Origin of the sequence: Streptomyces sp. NPDC048291 (genome assembly GCF_043201715.1) — a bacterium.
GTDB lineage: Bacteria > Actinomycetota > Actinomycetes > Streptomycetales > Streptomycetaceae > Streptomyces.
On record NZ_JBICZC010000010.1, the window covers coordinates 84,052 to 104,375 of the forward strand.

General features: G+C 72.5%; 15 protein-coding genes. 9 read left to right on the forward strand and 6 right to left on the reverse strand.

Translation table 11 applies throughout. From position 1 onward, the window contains the following. Positions 1 to 154: 154 nt before the first annotated feature. On the reverse strand, positions 155 to 817 hold the full coding sequence (locus ACGF5O_RS26750) for a Tat pathway signal sequence domain protein (protein ID WP_393812404.1): 663 nt from the start codon (positions 815 to 817) through the stop codon (positions 155 to 157). Between the two features lie 308 nt (positions 818 to 1,125). Between ACGF5O_RS26750 and ACGF5O_RS26755 the strand changes: the two genes are divergently transcribed. Beyond that, on the forward strand, positions 1,126 to 1,869 hold the full coding sequence (locus ACGF5O_RS26755) for a TetR/AcrR family transcriptional regulator (RefSeq protein WP_393812405.1): 744 nt from the start codon (positions 1,126 to 1,128) through the stop codon (positions 1,867 to 1,869). Between the two features lie 50 nt (positions 1,870 to 1,919). Here the strand turns inward: ACGF5O_RS26755 and ACGF5O_RS26760 are convergent, their stop codons facing one another. From ACGF5O_RS26760 to ACGF5O_RS26770, 3 genes are all read right to left on the reverse strand, one after another. Beyond that, entirely contained in the window at positions 1,920 to 3,131 is a 1,212-nt protein-coding gene (locus tag ACGF5O_RS26760; RefSeq protein ID WP_393812406.1) for an acyl-CoA dehydrogenase family protein, read from the reverse strand. A 145-nt stretch (positions 3,132 to 3,276) separates the two neighbouring features. Beyond that, entirely contained in the window at positions 3,277 to 4,686 is a 1,410-nt protein-coding gene (locus ACGF5O_RS26765; RefSeq protein ID WP_393812407.1) for a M1 family metallopeptidase, read from the reverse strand. Further along, positions 4,683 to 8,717 carry a Pls/PosA family non-ribosomal peptide synthetase gene (locus tag ACGF5O_RS26770; RefSeq protein WP_393812408.1) on the reverse strand — a complete coding sequence of 1,345 codons (4,035 nt, stop codon included), beginning with the start codon at positions 8,715 to 8,717 and terminating at the stop codon, positions 4,683 to 4,685. The genes ACGF5O_RS26765 and ACGF5O_RS26770 overlap by 4 nt, the downstream gene beginning before the upstream one ends. Positions 8,718 to 9,463: 746 nt before the next feature. Here ACGF5O_RS26770 and ACGF5O_RS26775 point away from each other — a divergent pair. From ACGF5O_RS26775 to ACGF5O_RS26800, 6 genes are read left to right on the forward strand one after another with little or no spacing between them, the layout of a single operon-like run. After that, complete coding sequence (locus ACGF5O_RS26775; RefSeq protein ID WP_393812409.1) at positions 9,464 to 11,059, forward strand: ABC transporter substrate-binding protein; 1,596 nt, start codon at positions 9,464 to 9,466, stop codon at positions 11,057 to 11,059. A 2-nt stretch (positions 11,060 to 11,061) separates the two neighbouring features. Then, on the forward strand, positions 11,062 to 12,018 hold the full coding sequence (locus ACGF5O_RS26780) for an ABC transporter permease (RefSeq protein WP_393812410.1): 957 nt from the start codon (positions 11,062 to 11,064) through the stop codon (positions 12,016 to 12,018). Further along, positions 12,015 to 12,914 carry an ABC transporter permease gene (locus ACGF5O_RS26785; protein ID WP_393812411.1) on the forward strand — a complete coding sequence of 300 codons (900 nt, stop codon included), beginning with the start codon at positions 12,015 to 12,017 and terminating at the stop codon, positions 12,912 to 12,914. The genes ACGF5O_RS26780 and ACGF5O_RS26785 overlap by 4 nt, the downstream gene beginning before the upstream one ends. Then, positions 12,914 to 14,641: a dipeptide ABC transporter ATP-binding protein gene (locus ACGF5O_RS26790; protein WP_393812412.1), complete on the forward strand. Its 1,728-nt coding sequence runs from the start codon at positions 12,914 to 12,916 to the stop codon at positions 14,639 to 14,641. The genes ACGF5O_RS26785 and ACGF5O_RS26790 overlap by 1 nt, the downstream gene beginning before the upstream one ends. After that, positions 14,638 to 16,644: a CocE/NonD family hydrolase gene (locus ACGF5O_RS26795; RefSeq protein ID WP_393812413.1), complete on the forward strand. Its 2,007-nt coding sequence runs from the start codon at positions 14,638 to 14,640 to the stop codon at positions 16,642 to 16,644. The genes ACGF5O_RS26790 and ACGF5O_RS26795 overlap by 4 nt, the downstream gene beginning before the upstream one ends. Beyond that, positions 16,641 to 17,309 carry a TetR/AcrR family transcriptional regulator gene (locus ACGF5O_RS26800; protein WP_393812414.1) on the forward strand — a complete coding sequence of 223 codons (669 nt, stop codon included), beginning with the start codon at positions 16,641 to 16,643 and terminating at the stop codon, positions 17,307 to 17,309. The genes ACGF5O_RS26795 and ACGF5O_RS26800 overlap by 4 nt, the downstream gene beginning before the upstream one ends. Before the next feature lie 110 nt (positions 17,310 to 17,419). Here ACGF5O_RS26800 and ACGF5O_RS26805 read toward each other — a convergent pair whose 3' ends face one another. Next, positions 17,420 to 18,754: an NAD-dependent succinate-semialdehyde dehydrogenase gene (locus ACGF5O_RS26805; protein ID WP_393812415.1), complete on the reverse strand. Its 1,335-nt coding sequence runs from the start codon at positions 18,752 to 18,754 to the stop codon at positions 17,420 to 17,422. Positions 18,755 to 18,804: 50 nt separating this feature from the next. Between ACGF5O_RS26805 and ACGF5O_RS26810 the strand changes: the two genes are divergently transcribed. Further along, entirely contained in the window at positions 18,805 to 18,981 is a 177-nt protein-coding gene (locus ACGF5O_RS26810; protein ID WP_393812416.1) for a hypothetical protein, read from the forward strand. Positions 18,982 to 19,061: 80 nt separating this feature from the next. Beyond that, positions 19,062 to 19,685: a TetR/AcrR family transcriptional regulator gene (locus ACGF5O_RS26815; RefSeq protein ID WP_393812417.1), complete on the forward strand. Its 624-nt coding sequence runs from the start codon at positions 19,062 to 19,064 to the stop codon at positions 19,683 to 19,685. 102 nt (positions 19,686 to 19,787) lie between these two features. On the opposite strand, the gene ACGF5O_RS26820 is transcribed toward ACGF5O_RS26815, so the two are convergent. Next, on the reverse strand, positions 19,788 to 20,321 hold the full coding sequence (locus tag ACGF5O_RS26820; protein ID WP_393812418.1) for a GNAT family N-acetyltransferase: 534 nt from the start codon (positions 20,319 to 20,321) through the stop codon (positions 19,788 to 19,790). Between the last annotated feature and the right edge of the window lie 3 nt (positions 20,322 to 20,324).

The following is a 20,324-nucleotide window of genomic DNA, read 5'->3' on the forward strand; positions in this document are numbered from 1 at the left end:
GGGACTAGGGGACTAGGGGCGGATTCCCGCGGTCAGGCGGCGGTCATTCAGTTCTACGGTCTGCCAGTGCCGGGCCTGCTGCCGGGCGAGGTCCGCACGCCAGAGGTCCGGCCCTCCGTCACAGGGGTGGCGGGCCGGACCTCCGGGCGGGGCGTCAGTTGGTGTACACGGCCGGGGAGCCGCTGACGCTGCTGTCGACGACCGGTGCGTAGGCGGCCGTGAAGTATCCGCTTGCCGCGCACAGGGACGAACCGGACGCCTTGGTGAAGGCCTGGTTGGTGAAGGTCAGGCTGTTGGCGGTGTTGGAGCTCACCGCGGAGAGAGTGGACGCCCGGTAGACGCAGTTGACGGTGCCCAGCAGGGTCGAGAGGACCACCGTGGTCTGGATGGTGCTGCCCGAGGCCGGGGTCACGGTCACGGTGCCGCCCGAGGCGGCGGACGTGGTGTAGGGCAGGTTGTTGACGGTGACGCTCTGCACGCCGGTGACGCCGAGGACGTTGCTGGTGCAGCCGCTGAAGGTCTGGGCGGTCGCGGACTCGGTCGCGGTGCCCGGGGCGGCGGGGTTCGACGTCACCGTGGCGGACAGCGACGAGCCGGTGCAGGTGATGCCGCTGGAGCCGCCGCTGGCCGTGGCGAGGGTGGCCTTGGTGCCGCTCGCCAGCGACGCGGTGAGTACGTCGCCCACGGAGACCGCGTTGCCGCCGGCGCTGCCGTAGGTGAGCACGGAGCCGGCCGCCGATACCGAGGCGGCCGGAAGGAGGGTCAGGGCGGACAGAGCGGCGCTGACGGCTAAGGCGGAGACACCGATTCTGCGCATGCGGGATTCCTCTTTCGGGCGTGCGGGTGGTATGAGGGAAGGGCGCCCGTCCCGGACATGTAGAAGGACGGGCGCCCGGGCATGGCGGTCCCTGGTAACGGACTGCCGGACCGGTGCGCGTTGCTGATGGCTGATCCGGCGTCAGGGACGCCGGTGCACTTGTTGGCGCCTTGCGGGTGCGTGACACTGACGGCTCCAGCAGGTCGTCCACCGCAGGTCCGCGTGAGAAGAAAACCTGTGAAGGTTGTAAACCTGACGAGTATTCAACGTCAAGGCATGACACGTGACGTCGTGAGAAGGGGCCTGGAATGGCAGCAGGTTCGCCGGTGCCGCCGCCGCTGGTGTTGCCCGGTACCCGCAGGGCGCGCGACCCGGAGCGCTCGCTGCGGCGGGGTCCGCGCCGCACCTCGCCGGAGGCCGTCGCCGCCAACCAACGGGACCGGCTGCTCGACGGGTTCGTCCGCACCGTCGCCCAGGTCGGCTACGCCGGAACCCGGGTCAGCGACATCTGCCAGGCCGCCGGCGTGACCAGGCCGGTCTTCTACGAGCTCTTCAAGGGCAAGGAGGACGTCTTCCTCGCCGCTCACCACCACGGCACCTCGCTGGTTTTCGCCGCGATGGAGGAAGCCCGTGCGCAGGCCCGCGACTGGCCGGGGCAGATGCGCGCCGGCCTCGGCGCACTGCTGGTGATCCTCGCCGAGGCACCCGCGTTCGCGGCGATGGCGATCGTCGAGATCGACGCGGTGGGCCCCGCCGGACGAGAGGCCCGCGAACACCTGCTGACCCGCTTCCGGGACTACTTCACCGACCTGCCCGACCTCGAACTGCCCATTCCCGAGGAGGAGTTGGTGGACACGGTGGTCGGCGGCGTGTACTCCGCGATCTACCGCCGCATAGCCACCGGCCGGACCGCCGAACTGCCCGCACTCCTGCCGGGCCTGGCCTTCTCCGTACTCGCCCCGTTCCTGGGCCCGGAACGTGCCGCCGCCTGCCTGGCCGCCCCGCCCCCTGCCACGGGCCCCCTGCCGTCCTGCCTGAACCCGGAGCCCTGAGCCGGACACACCCACGCCGACCGAGCCGCCGAGGCGGCCCGTGCCCGGACCTAGAGGAACGGCGTCCCGGCGTCGAGCCCGGCCAGCACCCTGCCGTACAACTCCAGGTTGGCGGCGGGATTGACGAACGAATGCAGGTTCAGGGCGTTGAGGTCCCGCACGATCCGCTGGATCGGCACCTCCCGGTGCAGGGAAGAGGCACCCGAAGCGGACCCGACCAGGTCGGCGGCCTCCTTGCACAACCGCGCCAGATACCCGCACTGCGCCCTGATCCGGGACCGCTCCTGGGCCGTGTAGGGCTCTCCGTCGGCCACCCGGGATTCGATCAGCCCCACGAAGTCGGCGGCGAGCAGTTCCGCGGAGGAGACCTTCATCGCGGCCTCGGCGAGCTGGAGATGGGTCACCGGGGCCTCGTGCTGGCGCTCGTAGAAGGTGTACGTGATCCCGCGCCGATGGATGCGTTCGCCGAACTCCGTCAGAGCGGCCCGTGCCAGACCGAGGGCGTTCGCGGCCGTCCAGGCGCAGAACAGCATCAGCACCGGCATGTGGTAGAAGGGGTCCGCGCTCGCGCGCTGCGACGGAAACGTGCCCGCCAGCAGCGGCCCGACCGGCAGTACGCGATGGGCGGGTACGTGAACCTCCTGCGCGACGACGGTGTTGCTGCCGCTCCCGGCCAGGCCGGAGGCGTCCCAGTCGTCCAGGACCTTGAGATCGGTCATGGGGATCGCCAGCCACAGCATCTCCGGCGGCCCCTGTCCGGTGTCGGCCGACGCGGTCAGCAGATGCCAGTCGGCGTCCTGACAGCCGGTCGCGAACGGAGAGGTCCCGCTCACCACGTAACCGCCGTCCACCGCGACGGCCTTCGAGCCGGGGATGAGCGTGCCACCCACCCGTACATCGGGACGGGTGAAGATCTCGTCCTGTGCCCTGTCGGGGAACAGGGCCGCGATGAACGCGCACCCGGCCTGGATCAACGCCATGAACCCGGCCGACCCGCACGCGGCGGAGACCTCGCTCAGCGCGTCGACCTGCGTCCGCAGCGGGCTCTGGTAACCCCCGTGGCGGCGGGGGACGTTCATACGGAGAATCCCGGCGTCCGTGAGAGCCTCGACGACCTCCTCGGCGACTCGCCCCTGCCGCTCCGCGTGCAAGGCGTTTGAGCGGATGAGGGGTTGGAGCGCACGTACGCGTTCGACGAGATCGGTGTCCGAGCGAGGTGCTGACGAACCGGTCAAGTGACGACCTCCGCTCTCGGGGCCCAACAGGAACCCTCACCGTCGCGCCGATCCCGTCCACTGTCAACGCACCCTCGGAGCAACGTAGTTGAGCCGCCCCGCAGCCCCGCGACACCGCGAGCCGCCGCCGACCGGTGGGTGGCGGGAACCCTGTGCCCTGCGGTACATGGCGTCAGGTCGCGGCGGGCGGCAGGGGTGGGAGGCGGGTGTCGTAGAGCCAGGCGCGCAGCAGGGGCTCCGCTGTCGCGGGCATCGAGCGTGCGGCGTGGGCGATGAAGGTCGCGGTGTCGGCGCTGCTGCCGCGGTGGGCACGGTGCCAGCCGCGCAGCATCGAGAAGAACCGTTCGTCGCCCGCCGTCAGACGCAGAGCGTGCAGGGTGCACGCGCCGCCGGAGTAGACGCGGTCGTCGAAGAGACGGTCCGGTCCGGGGTCGGCGATCCGCAGGCCGTCGTGCCTCCTGTCCATGGTGTGCCAGGCCGCCCTGGCGATGGTGTCGGCGGAGTCCTCGCCGATGTGCTCCGACCACAGCCACTCCCCGTAGGTGGCGAAGCCCTCGTTGAGCCAGATGTCCCGCCAGTCCCGCAGGCTCACGCTGTTTCCGTACCACTGGTGGACGAGTTCGTGTGCGACGAGCGTCTCCCACGTCCGGTCGCCGTCTATGTGGTTGCGGCCGAAGACGGACGCCGTCTGGTTCTCGACGGGCTCGTCCAGATCGGCGTCCACCACGACCGCGCCGTACGTCTCGAAGGGGTACGGACCGAACCAGCCGGTGAAGGTCTCCACCATCTCGGGCTGACGGGCCAGGTCGTACGCGGCCTCCCGGGAGATGCGCGCGGGGTAGGCGTCGCGGCCGGTGACCCGGCGGCCGGTCGCCGTGTCGCGGGCCTGCCAGGTCCGCCGGGCGAACCGGCCGGTGTACAGCGCGGCGAGATAGGGGGCCATGGGACCGGGGTGATGGTACGTCCAGCACTCGCTCGAACCCGTGCCCCCGCGGTGCAGGAGCGTGCCGTTGGCGATGACCTGGTGGCCGCGGGGCACGGTCACCCGCAAGGTGAACTCGGCCTTGTCGTCCGGCCGGTCGTTGCACGGGAACCACGACGGGGCGCCGAGCGGCTGCGCGGCCACCAGAGTGCCGTCGTACGGGTCGCCGGTGCGGTCCCAGCCGATGAGGCCGAACGGCGTGCGCACCGGGCCCGGCCGGCCGCCGTAGCCGATCTCCAGGGTGAACGGCGTGCCCGCCCTGATCGGCCGCGGTGCGGGCAGCACCAGCTTGCGCCCCTTGCGGTACGGGCGCGTGGGGATCCCGTCGACCAGGGCGTCGTGCACGCTCAGCCCGGCGAGGTCGAGGTGGACCTGCCGCAGCGTCCGCGCGGCCACCGCGCGGATGTGCGCCCGGCCGTCGAGCGTGGCGGCGGCCGGGTCGTACGTCAGGCGCAGGTCGTAGGCGAGAGTGCGGTGGCCGTCGGTGCCGTGGCCGGCGAAGTAGCGCTCGGCCTCGCGGGACGGGCTGTCCATGGCCGTCGCCGCCAGGGGAGCGAGCGCCGCACCGCGCAGCAGCGCACGCCGGCTGCACCACGTCATGCCGCATCCCCTTCGCCGAAACCGGTCATGGTGCCGGTCGTGGTGCCCGTCATGGTGCCGGTCGCGGGGACCCCGGCGATGGGGTTGCCCGTCCAGCGTGTGCCCTCGGGCACCGTCTCACCGCGCATCACGAGGGAGGCCGCGCCGATGGACGCGCCGGCGCCGACCGTGGTGCCGGGCAGGGCGATGCTGTGCGGGCCGAGTGAGGCCCCGGCGCCCAGGCGCACGGTGTCCATCCGCATGATCCGGTCGTGGAACAGATGGGTCTGCAGAACACATCCGCGGTTGACGCTGACCCCGTCGCCGAGGCTGACCAGATCGGTCTCCGGCAGCCAGTACGTCTCGCACCACACCCCGCGGCCGACACGCGCCCCCAGCGAGCGCAGCCACCAGTTCAGCGCGGGCGTGCCGAGGTGCGCACCCGCTCCCCACGGCACGGCCAGCGTCTCCACGAACGTGTCGAACAACTCGTTGCGCCACACGAAAGACGACCACAGGGGCCGCTCGACCGCCTGGAAGCGCCCCACGAGCAGCCACTTGACGCCGGTCGTGATCAGGCAGGCCAGCACCGACGCGGCGAGCAGCAAGGGAACGCCGGCCACCGCGGCCAGGAGAAGTCCGCCCCGGTCCAGGGCCTCCTGCCCGGTCAGGAACAGGCACTCGGCCAGGAGCGTGCCCACCATCATCGGGAGCAGTCGGCACACCTCCACGGCCGCGCGGGCCGCCACCAGCCGACGGGGCGGAGCGAACGTCAGTGCGGGGTCGGCGCTGTCCGGAACGCGCGGCAACGGCATCACCGGCCGGCCGATCCAGGACATGCCCGGCCTGCCGTCGGCCGGCGCGTCGGACAGCACACCCACCAGCGCCCGGTCGGGGACGTCGCGGCCGGGCGCGACGATGCCCGAGTTCCCCGCGAACGCCCGCGCCCCGATGCGCACCGGGCCCAACAGCAGCCATCCGTCGCGCAGTTCGAACGGCGCGACGAGTGTGTCGTCGGCGAGGAAGGCCCCGTCGTCCACGCGGAGCAGGGACGGCAGCGGCAGGACGGTGGAGATCTCGGTGCCGCGGCCGACGCGTGCGCCGAGCAGCCGCAGCCAGTACGGCGTGGCCAGACTCGCGTAGAGGGGGAACAGGCTGCCGCGAGCGCCGTCGAGCATCCGGGTCACCAGCCACGCCCGCCAGGCTACGCCCCCGTCCGCGGGGTACAGGCCGGGCCTGATCGAGCGGCTCAGCAGCCGCACCGCGACCGCGGTGACGAGTATCCCGCACACCGTGGTCAGGACCGTGAACAGCGGCGCGGCGACGAGCAGATGCCCGGCCGCCTCCGGCAGCGTCGGCGTGTCCCGCACCAGCAGCCAGGCGGCGAACAGCGCGGGGGCCGCCGCGAGCAGGGACAGCAGGGGAAGCAGGGCGAGGGAGAGCGCGTAGGCCGACCGCCAGGCACGCGAGCGGTGCGCAGGCCGCGCGGGCCGGCCGACGCCCGCGAGGTGTTGCGCGGGCTCGGCCGGCCGGGCCGGCGAGCCGGTCCATACCCGGCCGTCGGGGATCCGGCCGTCGAGGCAGCTGCCGGCGGCCAGTTCCGCACCGCGTCCCACCACGGCGCCCGGCAGCAGGGTGCTGCGGTGGCCCACCCGGGCGCCCGCGCCGACGGTGACGGCGCCGATGTGCAGCGTGTCGCCGTCGAGCCACCACCCTGCGATGTCCGCCCCGGGCTCGATGCCGCATCCGTCGCCCAGTTCGGCCAGGCCCGTCACCGGGGGCATGGCGTGCAGTCGTACGTCCCGTCCGGTCCGGCAGCCGAGGATCCGGGCGTAGCGAACGGCCCACGGGGTGCCGAGCAGGGCGGGGACACCGAACGCGGCCACTGCCCGTTCCGCGGTCCACAGCCGCAGGTGGACCCGTCCGCCGCGCGGATGGTCCCCCGGGCTGATCGAGCCGGTCAGCGTACGGGCGAGGCCGGCGCCGATGAGGCAGCGCAGCGGCGCGCTGAAGAGCACCGCCCAGCCCACCAGGACCAGCCACCACGACGTGTGCGGGGCCCAGCGGTGCGGTGCGACCCAGCCGAGCACGTCGTCCGCCACCGCCAGGCCGACCAGCCCGCGCAGCGCGGTGATTCCGTAACCGGCCTGGACGACGGCGAACTGGACGACAGCGGTCCGCCGGGGCAGCGGCCTGACGGGGCGTACCTCCCGTACGGACCCGGCCAGCGAGTCGAGATGGTCCGCCATGTTCCGCAGCACGGGGTGCCGGTAGAGGTCGGCGACGGAGAGACCCGGATAGCCCCCGCGCAGCATCGAGGCCATCCGGGCGGCGGTCAGGCTGCTCCCGCCGAGTTCCACGAAGTGGCTGTCGGGGCCGGGCCGCAGGCCCAGCAACTGCTCCCAGACGTCCGCCAGCCGAGCGGCCGTGCCGTGCACCGGCTCCGTGGTGTCACCGTGGCCGGCGTCGGCCAGGGGCACCGGCCAGGGCAGCGCCTCGCGGTCGACCTTGCCCGACGCACGCGTGGGCAGGGCCGTCACCTCGGCCAGGACCGGTACCAGGGGCGCGGGCAGCCGTTCGCCGAGCAGCGCCCTGGCCTTGGCAGCCTCGAAGGCGCGGCCGCCGTCGGCCGCCTGCTGCGGAACGACGTAACCGACCAGCACCTGGGCACCGGCCGCGGTCGACCGAACGGCCGCGGCCGCTCCCCGCACGCCCGGCAGGGCAAGGAGGGCCGCGTCGATCTCGCCGAGTTCGACACGGCGCCCGCCGAGCTTGACCTGGTCGTCGATGCGCCCGAGGAAGACCAGTCCCTCGGCGTCGGCGCGCACCAGGTCGCCCGAGCGGTAGGCGCGCGGCGTGTCCAGCGCGGAGCATGGCCGGAAGCGCTCCGCGTCCTTGAGGGGGTCCAGGTAGCGCGCTGTTCCGGCGCCGCCGATGACCAGTTCGCCCCGCTCGCCGTGGACCACCGGCTGCCCGGCCTCGTTCACCACGGCTAACTCCCAGCCTGCCAGCGGCAGTCCGATGCGCACGGGTTGCCCAGGCCGCAGCGGGGCGGCACAGGCCACGACGGTGGTCTCCGTGGGGCCGTAGGTGTTCCACATCTCCGGGCCGTGACCGGCGAACCGTTCGACTAGGCCGGGAGGGCACGCCTCGCCGCCGAGGATCAGCAACCGGACCCGGTCCAGGGCCTCCTGGGGCCACATGGCCAGCAGGGTGGGGACGGTGGAGACGACGGTGATCCCGTGTTCCACGAGCCAGGGGGCCAACTCGTGGCCGGCCCGTACCAGGGCACGGTCGGCCGGCACGAGGCACGCACCGGAACGCCACGCGAGCCACATCTCCTCGCAGGAGGCGTCGAAGGCGACGGACAGCCCCGCCAGTACCCGGTCGCCGGGGCCGAGCGGACGGTCACGCAGGAACAACACCGCCTCGGCGTCCACGAAGGCGGCGGCGGAACGGTGGGTGACGGCCACGCCCTTCGGCGCGCCGGTCGAGCCGGACGTGAAGATGATCCACGCGTCGTCGCCGGGAGCGGGCACGGCTCCGGTCACCAGTCCCGCCACTGCTCCGGACGGCGGCACGAGGCCGACGGGCGGCAGGTGCGGACCCATCACGTGGCACACTCCGGCCTCGCGGAACACCGTGACGGCACGCTCTTCGGGGTCGTCGGCGTCGACCGGGACGTAGGCCGCCCCGCAGAACAGCACGGCGAGGATCGACAGATAGAGCTCGGCGCCGCCCGACGGCACCCGGATGCCGACCCGGTCGCCGGGGCCGATTCCCCGCTCCGTGAGGTGCCGGCCGCGTCGGCTGATCTCGGCGCACAGTGCGAGGTACGACAGCACCTCGGTGCCGGTGTCCAGGGCGGGTGCGTCCGGGTGCAGGGCGGCGGTGGCCCGCAGGACGTCGACGAGGGTACGGGGTGACGCGGCCGGGGAGGAGCGGAAGAGGGCCCGCTCCCCGGCGGGCTCGGGGGACGGTTCCGGGGTATCGAGTGCGGTCGATGTCAAGGTCGTGCCTCGTGCTTCCTGTACCGCGGGCTGCAAGCCCATTACAGGCTGTCAGAGGGCTGTGTGCGGCGAGGCGTTCGCCAACTCCGGGCAATTGATTGACTGCCCGTCCATGGGACGAAAATGACGAACCGTAGACCCTGAAGGTTCGATTCGCTCACCTTGCCCACGCTCTTTTCGAGTTCGGGAAGAACCGGACGAGAAAATGGTTCGTTTTCCCGTGGGAGTTCTTTCGGGACCGCAAAGGAAAAGGGATGGGGTGCGGTCACTTGGCCCCCCACGGGCCACCTGTGACCGGCATCCGGGCAGCCGTCGGGCCTTCCCCGGGCCTTCCCCGGGCCTTCCCCGGGCCTTCCCCAGGCTTTCCCCGGTCTTCCCGGGGACTTCTCCGGCGTGGCTCTTCTCGTACTGTTCGATTAATGAGGTGCGCTCATGATGTCGAGCCCGGAACCCGCCTTCGTCGATCACGGCGAAAAAGGCATTTCGCAAGCTCGCTCGCCGCGCCCGACCGAGACTGCGGCTACCGGCGTAAGAGGCGAACGCAATGTCGACGGGTCCGACGGTCGGCCGCGACTCCGTGCCCGCCTCGTGGGTGTGCTCGGCGGAGTCGGCACCGGTCCGGCGTACCGGCGTACGACGCCCGCGACGCCGGTGCGGGGTGTTACCGGTGCGTGTCCCGAGGTTAATTTCTGCGCCCGACGGGTTGGCTGGAAGTCGTCTCCTGGTTATCGTTCACGAACTCCACTCAATCGTTCCGTTGAACGAATAGCGAGAGAGACGGTCGGTCCATGCCCGACATCCACCTCCCGGGGCGCCTCCCGGGGCGCCGCTCGGTGCTCGCCGCGGGCGCGGCCGCGACGGCCTCGCTCGGCGCGTCCTGGCTGCTCACCGGCTGTACGGGGGCAGCCGCCGCCCCCGACCTGACGGCTGCCGCCCTGAAGGGCACCCCCGACCCCGGCGGCACCCTGCGCATCGCCCGGCCGCCGGCCTCCGACGCCGAGACCCTCGATCCGGCGAGCTCCCTGTCGGCGTACGAATACCTCGGCGCCCTCTACAACCGGCTGGTCCGCGTCGGCGCGGACGGCGAACTCGCCCCGGACCTCGCCGAGTCCTGGGAGTCCGACGCCAAGGCCCGCGCCTGGACCTTCCGGCTCCGCAAGGACGTCACCTTCCACGACGGCCGGGCCTTCACCGCCGCCGACGCCGCTTACACACTGCGGCACATCCTCGACAAGGCCACGGCCTCACCCCAGGCCGCCGTCCTCGCCCCGCTCGTCGACCCGAGCACCCTGCGCACTCCGGACGCCCACACCCTCGTCGTCCCCCTGAAGACCCCGAACGCCGAGTTCCCGAGCCTGCTCACGCACTACAACTGCTACGTCATCCCCGACGGCAGCGCCAAGGGCATCGGCCGCACCGGCATCGGCACCGGCCCCTTCAAGCTGGAGTCCTTCGCTCCGGCGGGCCCCGGCCGGGTCACCGCGAACAAGGACCACTGGGCAGGCCGCCCGGTCCTGGACGCCATCGCCTTCTACTCGGTCGCCGACATGTCCGCCCGCTCCAACGCCCTGCTCGCCGGACAGGTGGACCTGCTCTCCCAGACCAACCTCGACTTCGCCACCGCCCGGGTGGTCGCCGCCTCCGACCGGGCCACCGTCGCCCGGGTGAAGGACGCGCAGTGGTACGTGCTGCCGATGCTCACCACCGAGAAGCCCTTCACGGACGTCCGCGTCCGGCAGGCGATGAAGCTCGCCTACGACCCCGAGCACGTCGTGAAGGTGGCGTTGCAGGGCGCGGGCACCGCCGGGTGGGACAACCCCGTACCGCCGAGCGACCCCGCCCACATCTCCGCCCACCCCGCGCACGACCCCGAGAAGGCCCGCCACCTCCTCAAGCAGGCCGGACAGGAGGGGCTGAGCATCGACCTCTACACCTCTTCCTACGACCCCCTGTTCACGCCGATGGCCCTCGCCTACCAGGACTCCGCCAAGCGGGCCGGTATCCGGATCCGGGTGAAGACGGCCGCCGCGGACTCGTACTACACGCAGATCTGGATGAAGAAGCCGCTGATGGCCACCTACTGGTTCACCGGCAGGCCCGTCGACCAGCTGTTCACCCAGATCTTCCGCAGCGGCTCCTCCTATAACGAGACCGCCTGGTCCGACAAGGAGTTCGATGCCGTCCTGGACCGCGCCCGCGCCGAGACCGACGACGCGTTGCGCCGTGAACTGTACGGCGAGGCGCAGACGTTGGTGATCGAGCGGGGCGGGTCGATGACCCCGATGTTCGCGGACCGGCTCGTCGGCATCTCCCGGAAGGTCCGCGGCTACGCCGAGCACGGCTTCGAGTTCGACTACCTCGGCATCGGCGTGAAGGGGGCCTGAGCATGCTGTCGTTCACCCTGCGCCGGCTGGCCTCGGCCGTCGGCACGCTGTTCCTCTCCTCCGTCCTCGTCTTCCTCGCGGTGCAGGCCCTCCCCGGTGACGTGGCCACCCAGATCCTCGGCAAGGACGCCACCCCCGACGCCGTGGCCGCCCTGCGCGAGCAGCTCGGTCTCGACCGGCCCGCCTGGGAACGCTACTTCGACTGGATCAAGGGCGCCCTGCACGGCGACTTCGGCACCTCCCTCGTCTCCGGCAAGGGCGTCGGCGGCCAAGTCGCCCTGTACCTCGGCAATTCGGCGCTCATCGCCGTCGTCACCGTGCTGTTCGCGGTGACCGGGTCGATCGTCCTCGGCGTCCTCGCAGGGCTGTACCGGGACCGCTGGCCCGACCACCTCATCTCCACCGTCAGCCTGGTCGGCATGAGTGTCCCCGAGTTCGTGGTCGCCACCGTCCTGGTGCTGGTCTTCTCGGTCGCGCTGCCCTGGTTCCCGGCCGTCGTCCTTTACGGCCCCGAGGCGAGCGTCGGCCAACTCCTGCCCGCTGTATGGCTGCCCGCGCTCGCGCTCGCCGTGGTGATGGCCGCCTACATCGTGCGGATGGCCCGCACCTCCGTCATCGACGTGATGGCCGGCGAGTACGTCACCACCGCCCGCCTCAAGGGCCTGTCCACCTGGCGGATCGTCACCCGGCACGCGCTGCCCAGCGCCCTGCTGCCCACCCTGCACGTGATCGCCCTCAACGTCGCCTGGCTCGCGGGCGGGGTCGCGGTCGTCGAGAACGTCTTCAACTACCCCGGCATCGGAAAGCTGATGCTCTCCTCCGTACAGAACCGGGACCTGCCCGTCATCCAGGCCATCGCCCTCGTCAGCGCCGTGATCTACGTCGTCTGCAACCTCGCCGCCGACCTCGGCGCCATGGCCCTCAACCCCAGGCTCCGCACCCGAGGGAGGACCCGGTGACCGCACTCGACACCGCCCCGGCCACCGCCGGCGGGGCCCCGGCGGCCCCGCACGCGGCCGTCCGCGCCTGGCGCGGCCTGCGCTCGTCCCGCACCGCCCTCGTCGGCCTCGCCGTCGTCGCCGTGCACATCCTCGTGGCGCTGCTCGCCCCGCTGCTCACCTCCTACGACCCGATCGCCAACGACGCCTCGCACGCCCTGCTCGGCCCGAGCTGGGAGCACTGGGCCGGCACCGACCAGTACGGCCGCGACGTACTCGCCCGGGTGCTCTACGGCGGCCGGTACGGGCTCGGCGTCTCGGTCGCCGCCACCCTGATCACCGTCGCCCTCGGCACGGTCGTCGGCTGTGCCGCCGCCCTGCGCGGCGGCTGGTTCGACGACCTGCTCGGCCGGGTGCTCGACGCGATCCTGTCCGTGCCGTCGATCCTGGCCCTGCTCGTCATCGTCACCGCGCTCGGCACCGGGCCCGCGGTGATCGTCCTGGCCATCGCCGTCGTCTACGTCCCGCAGGTCGTCCGCGTGGTGCGCGGCGCCGCGCTGGCCGTGGTCCCCATGGACTACGTGACCGCCGCCCGGGCCCGGGGCGAGAGCACCTGGGCGATCCTGCGCCGGGAGGTGCTGCCGAACATCACCGACGTGGTCTGCGTGGAGTTCGCGATGCGCGCCTCCTGGGTGGTGCTGCTGATCTCCTCGCTGTCCTTCCTCGGCTTCGGCGCCGACCCGCCCACCCCCGACTGGGGGTTGATGGTCGCCGAGAACCGCACCGCCATCACCGTCGTCCCGATGGCGAGCCTTGCTCCGATCATCGCCCTGGCCACTCTCGTGGTCGGGCTCAACCTCGCGGCCGACGGCCTCTCCAAGGCGTGGGGCGTGGACCGGATCAGGGAGGGTTCCTGATGACCTCTGTCGTTTCCGTCGACTCCCTCTCCGTCGCCTACCGTTCCGGTGGCCGCGAGGTGCCGGTCGTGCACGAGGTGTCCCTGGAGGTGGAGCCGGGCCGTACCCTCGCCCTCGTCGGCGAGTCCGGCAGCGGCAAGTCCACCGTCGCCGCCACCCTGCTGGGCCATCTGCGGCACGGGTCCCGCGTCACCGGCGGCACCGTCCACGTGGACGGGCGGGACGTGTTCGCGCTGCCCGCACGGGAGTTGCGGCTGCTGCGCGGCGGGACCGTCGCCATGGTCGGCCAGAACGCCGGACGGGCGCTGACCCCGACCATGCGCATCGGGCGGCAGATCGAGGAGGCGGGCGGCGAGGTCCCGGTCGTCGACCTGCTCGACCAGGTCCGGCTGCCCCGCCCCGCCGAACTCGCCCGCCGCTACCCGCACGAACTCTCCGGCGGCCAGCAGCAGCGTGTCGCCATCGCCATGGCCATCGCCGCCCGCCCCAAGGTCCTCGTCCTCGACGAACCCACCACCGGCCTGGACGTCATCACCCAGCGCAGCGTCCTCGACCTGATCGCCGCCCTGCGCGACGAACTCGGCCTGGCCGCCGTCCTGGTGAGCCACGACCTCGGCGTCGTCGCGCACATGGCCGACGAGGTGTGCGTCCTGAACACGGGCCGGGTGGTGGAGTCGGCGGCCACCCGCCGGCTGTTCACCGCACCCCAGGACCCCTACACCAAGCGGCTGTTGGCGAGCGTGCCGCGCCTGGACGACGCCGGGCTCGCGGTCGTGGACGAGGCGGGGGAGCGGACGGTCCGCGCCAAGGTCGCCGTCGCCGACGGCGCGCCGGTCGCCGTCGCCGCGCACGACGTGACCATCGACTACGGCAGCACCCGTGCCGTGCACGGCGTGTCCTTCGACGTCCGCCGGGGCGAAGTCCTCGCCCTCGTCGGGGAGTCGGGCAGCGGGAAGTCCACGCTGGCCTGGACGCTGGCCGGGCTGCGCGCCCCCTCCGGCGGCACCATGACCCACGAGGACGGTGACCTGGCCCGCCCGGCGCCGAAGCGCCCGCTCTCGCTGCGGCGCCGGGTCCAGCTGGTCTTCCAGAACGCCGACACCTCCCTCAACCCCCGCCGCTCCGTCGGTGACGCGGTCCGCCGCCCGCTGCGCTTCTTCGGCACCGCGACCGGCCGTACCGAGGCCGCCGAGCAGGCCCGCCGGCTCATCGCCGACGTACGCCTGGACCCGGCCCTCGCCGACCGGCTGCCTGCCCAGCTCTCCGGCGGCCAGCGCCAACGCATCGGCATCGCACGGGCGTTGGCCGGAGAACCGGACGTCCTGATCGCCGACGAGATCACCACCGCCCTGGACGTCTCCGTCCAGGCCGAGGTGCTCCGCCTCCTGGACGACCTGCGCCGGGAACGCGACCTGGCCTGCCTGTTCATCAGCCACGACCTCGCCGTGGTGCGCGGCATCGCCGACCGGGTCGTCGTCCTGCGGCACGGGGTCGTGGTGGAGGAGGGGCCCACCGAGGCCGTCTTCGGCGCGCCCGGCCATCCCTACACCCGCCGGCTGATGGCCGCCGCCCTCGAACCCGACCCCGACGCACCGCCCCTCACCGACGACGCCCCCGACTGGGCGGACGCGACCGACGCGGACGCCGTCTGGACCGACCTCGGCGACGGTCACCGCGTCCGCCGCTGGACGCCCCTCAACACCCCCGTGGCCGAAGGAGTTTCGTGAAGTACCGCGAACAGTTCGAGCGCCAGGTCGTCCGCGAGGACGTCTGGATCCCCACCCGGGACGGCGCCACCCGGCTGCACGCACGGATCTGGCGGCCCGTGGACGCCGAGACCGACCCCGTACCCGCGCTGCTCGAATACCTCCCGTACCGCAAGAGCGACTGGACCGCGCCCCGCGACGCCCAGCGCCACCCCTGGTACGCCGGACACGGCTACGCCTCCGTCCGCGTCGACATCCGCGGCCACGGCGACAGCGAGGGCACCCCCGGCGACGAGTACGACGCGCGGGAACTCGCCGACGGCGTCGACGTCGTCAACTGGCTGGCCGCGCAGCCCTGGTGCACCGGCAAGGTCGGCATGTTCGGCATCTCCTGGGGCGGCTTCAACTCCCTCCAGATAGCCGCCCTCGCCCCCGAACCGCTCAAGGCCATCGTCACCGTCTGCTCCACCGACGACCGCTACGACAACGACGTCCACTACACCGGCGGCGCCGTCCTCGGCATCGACATGCTCGCCTGGGCCGGCACCATGCTCGCCTTCGCCTCCCGCCCGCCGGACCCGGCGAGCGTCGGCGCCGACCGCTGGCTGCCCATGTGGCAGGAACGCCTCGCTGCCCTCGCACCCTTCCTGCACACCTGGCTCGACCACCAGGAACGAGACGCCTACTGGAAGCACGGCAGCGTCTGCGAGGACTACGGTGCCATCGACGCCGCCGTCCTCGCGGTCGGCGGCTGGCACGACCCGTACCGCGACACCGTGCTCCGCCTCGTCGAGCACCTCCCGGCCGACCGCGTCCGCGGCCTCATCGGTCCCTGGTCCCACCAGTACCCCGACCGGGGGCTGCCGCCCGGCCCGGCGATCGGCTTCCTCCAGGAGACCCTGCGCTGGTGGGACCAGCACCTCAAGGGCGCCGACACCGGGGTGATGCGCGAACCGCTGCTCCGCGCCTGGATCAACGACCCGGTCCCGCCCGCCACTTCGTACGACGTGATGCCCGGCCGCTGGGTGGGCGACGACAACTGGCCCTCCCCGAGGACCACCTGGAGCGAGCGCGCCCTCGCCCCCGGAAGCGAGCCGGTCCTCGTCCGCTCTCCGCTCCACACCGGTCTCGACGCCGGCCGTTTCTTCCCCTTCGGCAACGCCAGCGACCTGCCGCCCGACCAGCGCGAGGAGGACGGCCGTTCGGTCTGCTTCGACTCCGGACCCCTCGCCGAACGCGTCGAGATCCTCGGCAGGCCCCGCGTCCGACTGCGCCTGGACAGCGCCACCCCGCGCGCCAACGTGATCGTCCGGCTCTGCGACGTCGCTCCCGACGGCTCCTCGACGCTGGTCACCCGAGGGGTGCTCAACCTCCTCAGCCGGCACGGCCGGGACCGGACGGTGGAGTGGACCCCGGGCACGTACGAGGACGTCGAGATCGAACTCACCGGCATCGGCTACGCCTTCCCGCCCGGCCACCGCGTCCGGGTCGCCGTCTCCGACGCCTACTGGCCGTGGGTGTGGCCGCACGGCGAGCGCGGCGAACTGCGGGTCGTACCCGCCGACAGCGCCGTACTCCTGCCCGTACGGGCGGCCGGAGAGGAACCGCCGATCGCCTTCGAGGAGCCGGAACAGGCGCCACCGCTCCCGGTGACCTACGACCGGCCCGCCGAGCCCCGTCCCGAACGGCTGGTCACGCACGACGTCGCGGCGGGGGAGTGGACCCTGGAGGTCGACCCCAACTACGGGGGATCACGGACGTACCCGGACGGGCTCCGCTACGAGGAGAGCGCCCGGGAGACGTACCGTGTCCGCGGCGACGACCCGCTGTCGGCGAGCGCCGTGTCCGAGTGGCGGATCCGGTTGCGGCGCGGCGACGAGTACGACGCTGAGATCATGGCGCGTACGGAGCTGCGCGCCTCGGCGGCGGACTTCGTCATGGACAGCCGCATCGAGGCACGGGCGAACGGAGAGACAGTGGTCAAGCGGTCCTGGCACCACACCAGCGCGAGGACGTCGGGATGACCGCCGGCAAGCCGCAGCGCGCCGCGAAGCCGCCGCGCCGGGCCGTCGCCGCCGCCGACCGCACCCGCCAGCCCACCGAGGTACGCCGACGGCTGATCGTCGAGGCGGCCATCCCGCTGATCGCCGAGCGCGGCTACGCCTCGGTGGGCGTCCGGGACGTGGCCGCCGCGGCCGGGGTCTCCGTCGGCACGGTCACCTATCACTTCGGCAGTGTCCAGGAGATCCTGTCCGAGGCGATGGTGCTGCACATCGAGCGCTACTACGCGGAGCTCAGCGAGGCCGCCGAGCAGGCGGGCAGCGGCGCCGAGGCGCTGCGGCTGCTCGTCGACGCCCTCTTCACCGAGGACACCGACCGGCACTGGCGGATGTGGTTCGACTACTGGCACGCCGGCGAACCGGCCACCGACGAGGCCTTCGCCCGCGGCCAGGCCGACCGCTACTCCGCCTGGCACCGGCAGATCCGCGCCCTGGCCCAACGGGGCGTCACGGACGGCGAGTTCGACGGCGACGACCTCGACGGCTTCACCGTCCGCTTCGCCGCCCTCGCCGACGGCCTCGCCCTCCAACGCCTGCGCCAGTCACCGCCGCTCAGCACCGAGGACGCCCGCCGCCACCTGAACCGGCTGGTGGAGACGGAACTCGCGGTGCGGACGGACCGCGGCTGACCGCAACGCTGACGGCAGACGGCCGGTGCGCTGCCGACGGGGCAGCGGCCGATGGCCGGGGCCCCGCGCGCCGTGCCGCCCGGGGCCCGCCCGCCGATCCGCCGTACCGCTCAGGCCACCGTGCGGATCAGCTTCTTGTTGGTGAACTCCTCGATGCCGAGACGGCCGAGCTCCCGGCCGAAGCCGGAGCGCTTCACGCCGCCGAAGGGCAGCTCGGCGCCCTCCGCGCCGACACCGTTCACGAAGACCATGCCGGCCTCGATGCGGTCGGCGACCCGCGTGGCCTGCTCCGGGTCGGTGGTGAAGACATAGGAACCGAGGCCGTAGGGGGTGTCGTTGGCGATCCGTACGGCGTCGGTCTCGTCGGCGGCCGGGAAGACCATGGCGACCGGTCCGAACAGCTCCTGGCGGGCCGCCGTGTGCTCGGTGGTGAGGCCGGTGAGGACGCCCGCCGGGAAGTAGGCGCCCTGCCGCTCAGTGGAGCCGTGGAGGGTGGCGCCCTCCGCGACCGCCTGGCCGACCTGCCGGGCGAGGGTCTCGGCGGCGGCCGCCGAGGAGAGCGGGGCGCCGGTGGCGGAGTCGAGGAGCCGGGCCGTGAACTTCTCCACGAACGCGTCGTACAGGTCCGCCACGACCACGAACCGCTTGGCGGCGTTGCAGGCCTGGCCGGTGTTGTCGAGGCGGGCGGCGACCGCGGCCTCGACGACGGAGTCCAGGTCGTCCGTGGACAGCACCACGAACGGGTCCGAGCCGCCGAGCTCCAGCACGACCTTCTTCAGGTGCCGGCCGGCGATCTCGGCGACGGCGGCCCCGGCCCGCTCGGAGCCGGTGAGCGAGACACCGTGCACCCGGGGGTCGGCGATCACGTCGGCGATCTGCTCGTTGGTGGCGTACACGTTGACGTACGCGCCCGCCGGGAAGCCGGCCTCGGCGAACAGCCGCTCCAGCAGCGCCGCCGTGGCGGGACACTGCGGGGCGTGCTTGAGGACGATGGTGTTGCCCACGGCCAGGTTGGGGGCCGCGAACCGGGCGACCTGGTAGGCCGGGAAGTTCCACGGCATGATGCCGAGCAGGACACCGACCGGACCGCGCCGCACCACGGCGGTGCCGGGGCCGGAGGTGACGTCGAGCACCTCGTCGGCGAGGAACTCCTCGGCGTGGTCGGCGTAGTAGTGGTAGATGTCGACGCAGAAGCCGACCTCGCCCTCCGCCTCGGCGAGCGGCTTGCCCATCTCCCGCACGATGCTCGCGGCGAGTTCGCCGCTGTGCTCGGCGTGCAGGTCGCCCAGGCGGCGCAGCAGCGCGGCACGTTCGGCCACGGAGCTGGACCGGCCCCAGGCGCCGGCGGCGTGCGCGGCGTCGAGGGCCGCGGCGATCTCGGCGTCGGTGGCGGTCGGGTAGGTCTCGACGATCTCGCCGGTGGCCGGGTCGGTGACCGCGTACATGGTGCCTCCAAGTGGCAGGGGATGAGAGGGGGGAAGGAAGCTGGTCAGGGTTGGAGGACGGTCTGCCGGAGGCGACGATCACCGCCCGCATCCACGTGGGGCCCGCGGAGACGGCCCAGCTCACCGGCACCGGTGGGGGAGTCGTTCACGTGGGTCTCCTGACGGTGCTGCGCCGGCCGGGGTCCGCGGCGAGCGGTGGTCTCGGGCGGACATCGGCGCCGCTGTGAGCGTCGGTTTCCGGTCGATCCCACTTATTGGGCATGCGACCAATTGCTTTATTGGTCGCCCACTCAATAACATTAGTCGTATGACGTCAAGAGCCCCCGGCAAGCGTGTCCGCAAGGCGCCCGCCGAACGCCGCGGCGAGATCGTCGCCACGGCGTCGCGGATCGGGCTCACCGAAGGCCTGGAGTGCGTCACCCTGCGCCGGGTCGCCGACGAGCTCGGAGTCCAGCCCGGACTCGTCGGCCACTACTTCCCCGCGGCGGACGAGCTGGTGGCCGAGGCGTTCACCCACGCCACGATGAAGGAACTCGACAGCCTGCTGCCGCCCGAGCCGGGCGACCCCCTACCGGCCTTCCGGAGGTTCTTCGGCCTCACGTCGAGCACCGATTTCGACGACGTGAGCAAGCTCTGGCTCAACGCACGGCACCTGTCGCGCTACCGTCCGGTACTGTGCGAGCACGTGACGAAGCAGGAACTGCTGTGGTGCCGGCGCCTGGAGGAGCTCATCGCCGCCGGGGCCGCGGCCGGGGTCTTCGTCTGCGCGGATCCCTGGGGAGCCGCCACCCGCGTCCTTGTCGCGATCGACGGCGCCAGCGCGTACATCAACACCAGCGCCGACCACCGCAGGGCCCCCACGGAGGACATGCCGCGCACCGTGGCCGAGTCCGAACTCGGCCTGCGACGCGGCCTGCTGCTCACCGACTGAGCTCTCCCGCCGGCGAAAGCCGCTCGGCGCAGAGCCCGTTCAGGGGTCGGGGGCGGGCGGGCCCCGCTCAGCAGTCGGGTGCCGATCGGCGGCGCGGTCGTTTCACGCCTGGAACTCCGTCAGGTCGATGGAGTGAACGCGGAGGGGGTGGCCGTACACCGGGTGCACCGTCTCTCGCTCGGGAGCCATGCCGAGCTTGCGGATGACGTTCTCGGAGGCGCTGTCCCCCACCCGGGTGATGCTGATGACGCGGTCGAGGCCGCGGTCCTGGAGGGCGAACTCCAGCGTGGCGTGGGCGGCTTCGGACGCGTATCCCTGGCCCCAGAACTGTGAGCCGAACCGCCAGCCGACCGCTACGGCGGGCATCACCTCCGGCAGGAAGCCGGGCACGGACAGACCGGTGAATCCCGCGAGCTCACCCGAGGCCAGCAGTTCGACGGCGAAGAGTCCGAAGCCTTCCTCGTCCCACTCCTCCTCCCACTCTTCGATGGCCGTGGCCGTGTCCTCCAGGTCGCGCACCGAGCCGTCGTCGACCCACCGCATGACGCGCGGGTCCGCGTTGATGTCGGCCATCGGCGCGAGGTCGTCGTCGTACCAGCGACGAAGGAGCAGGCGGGGGGTGCGGATCTCGGTCATGGC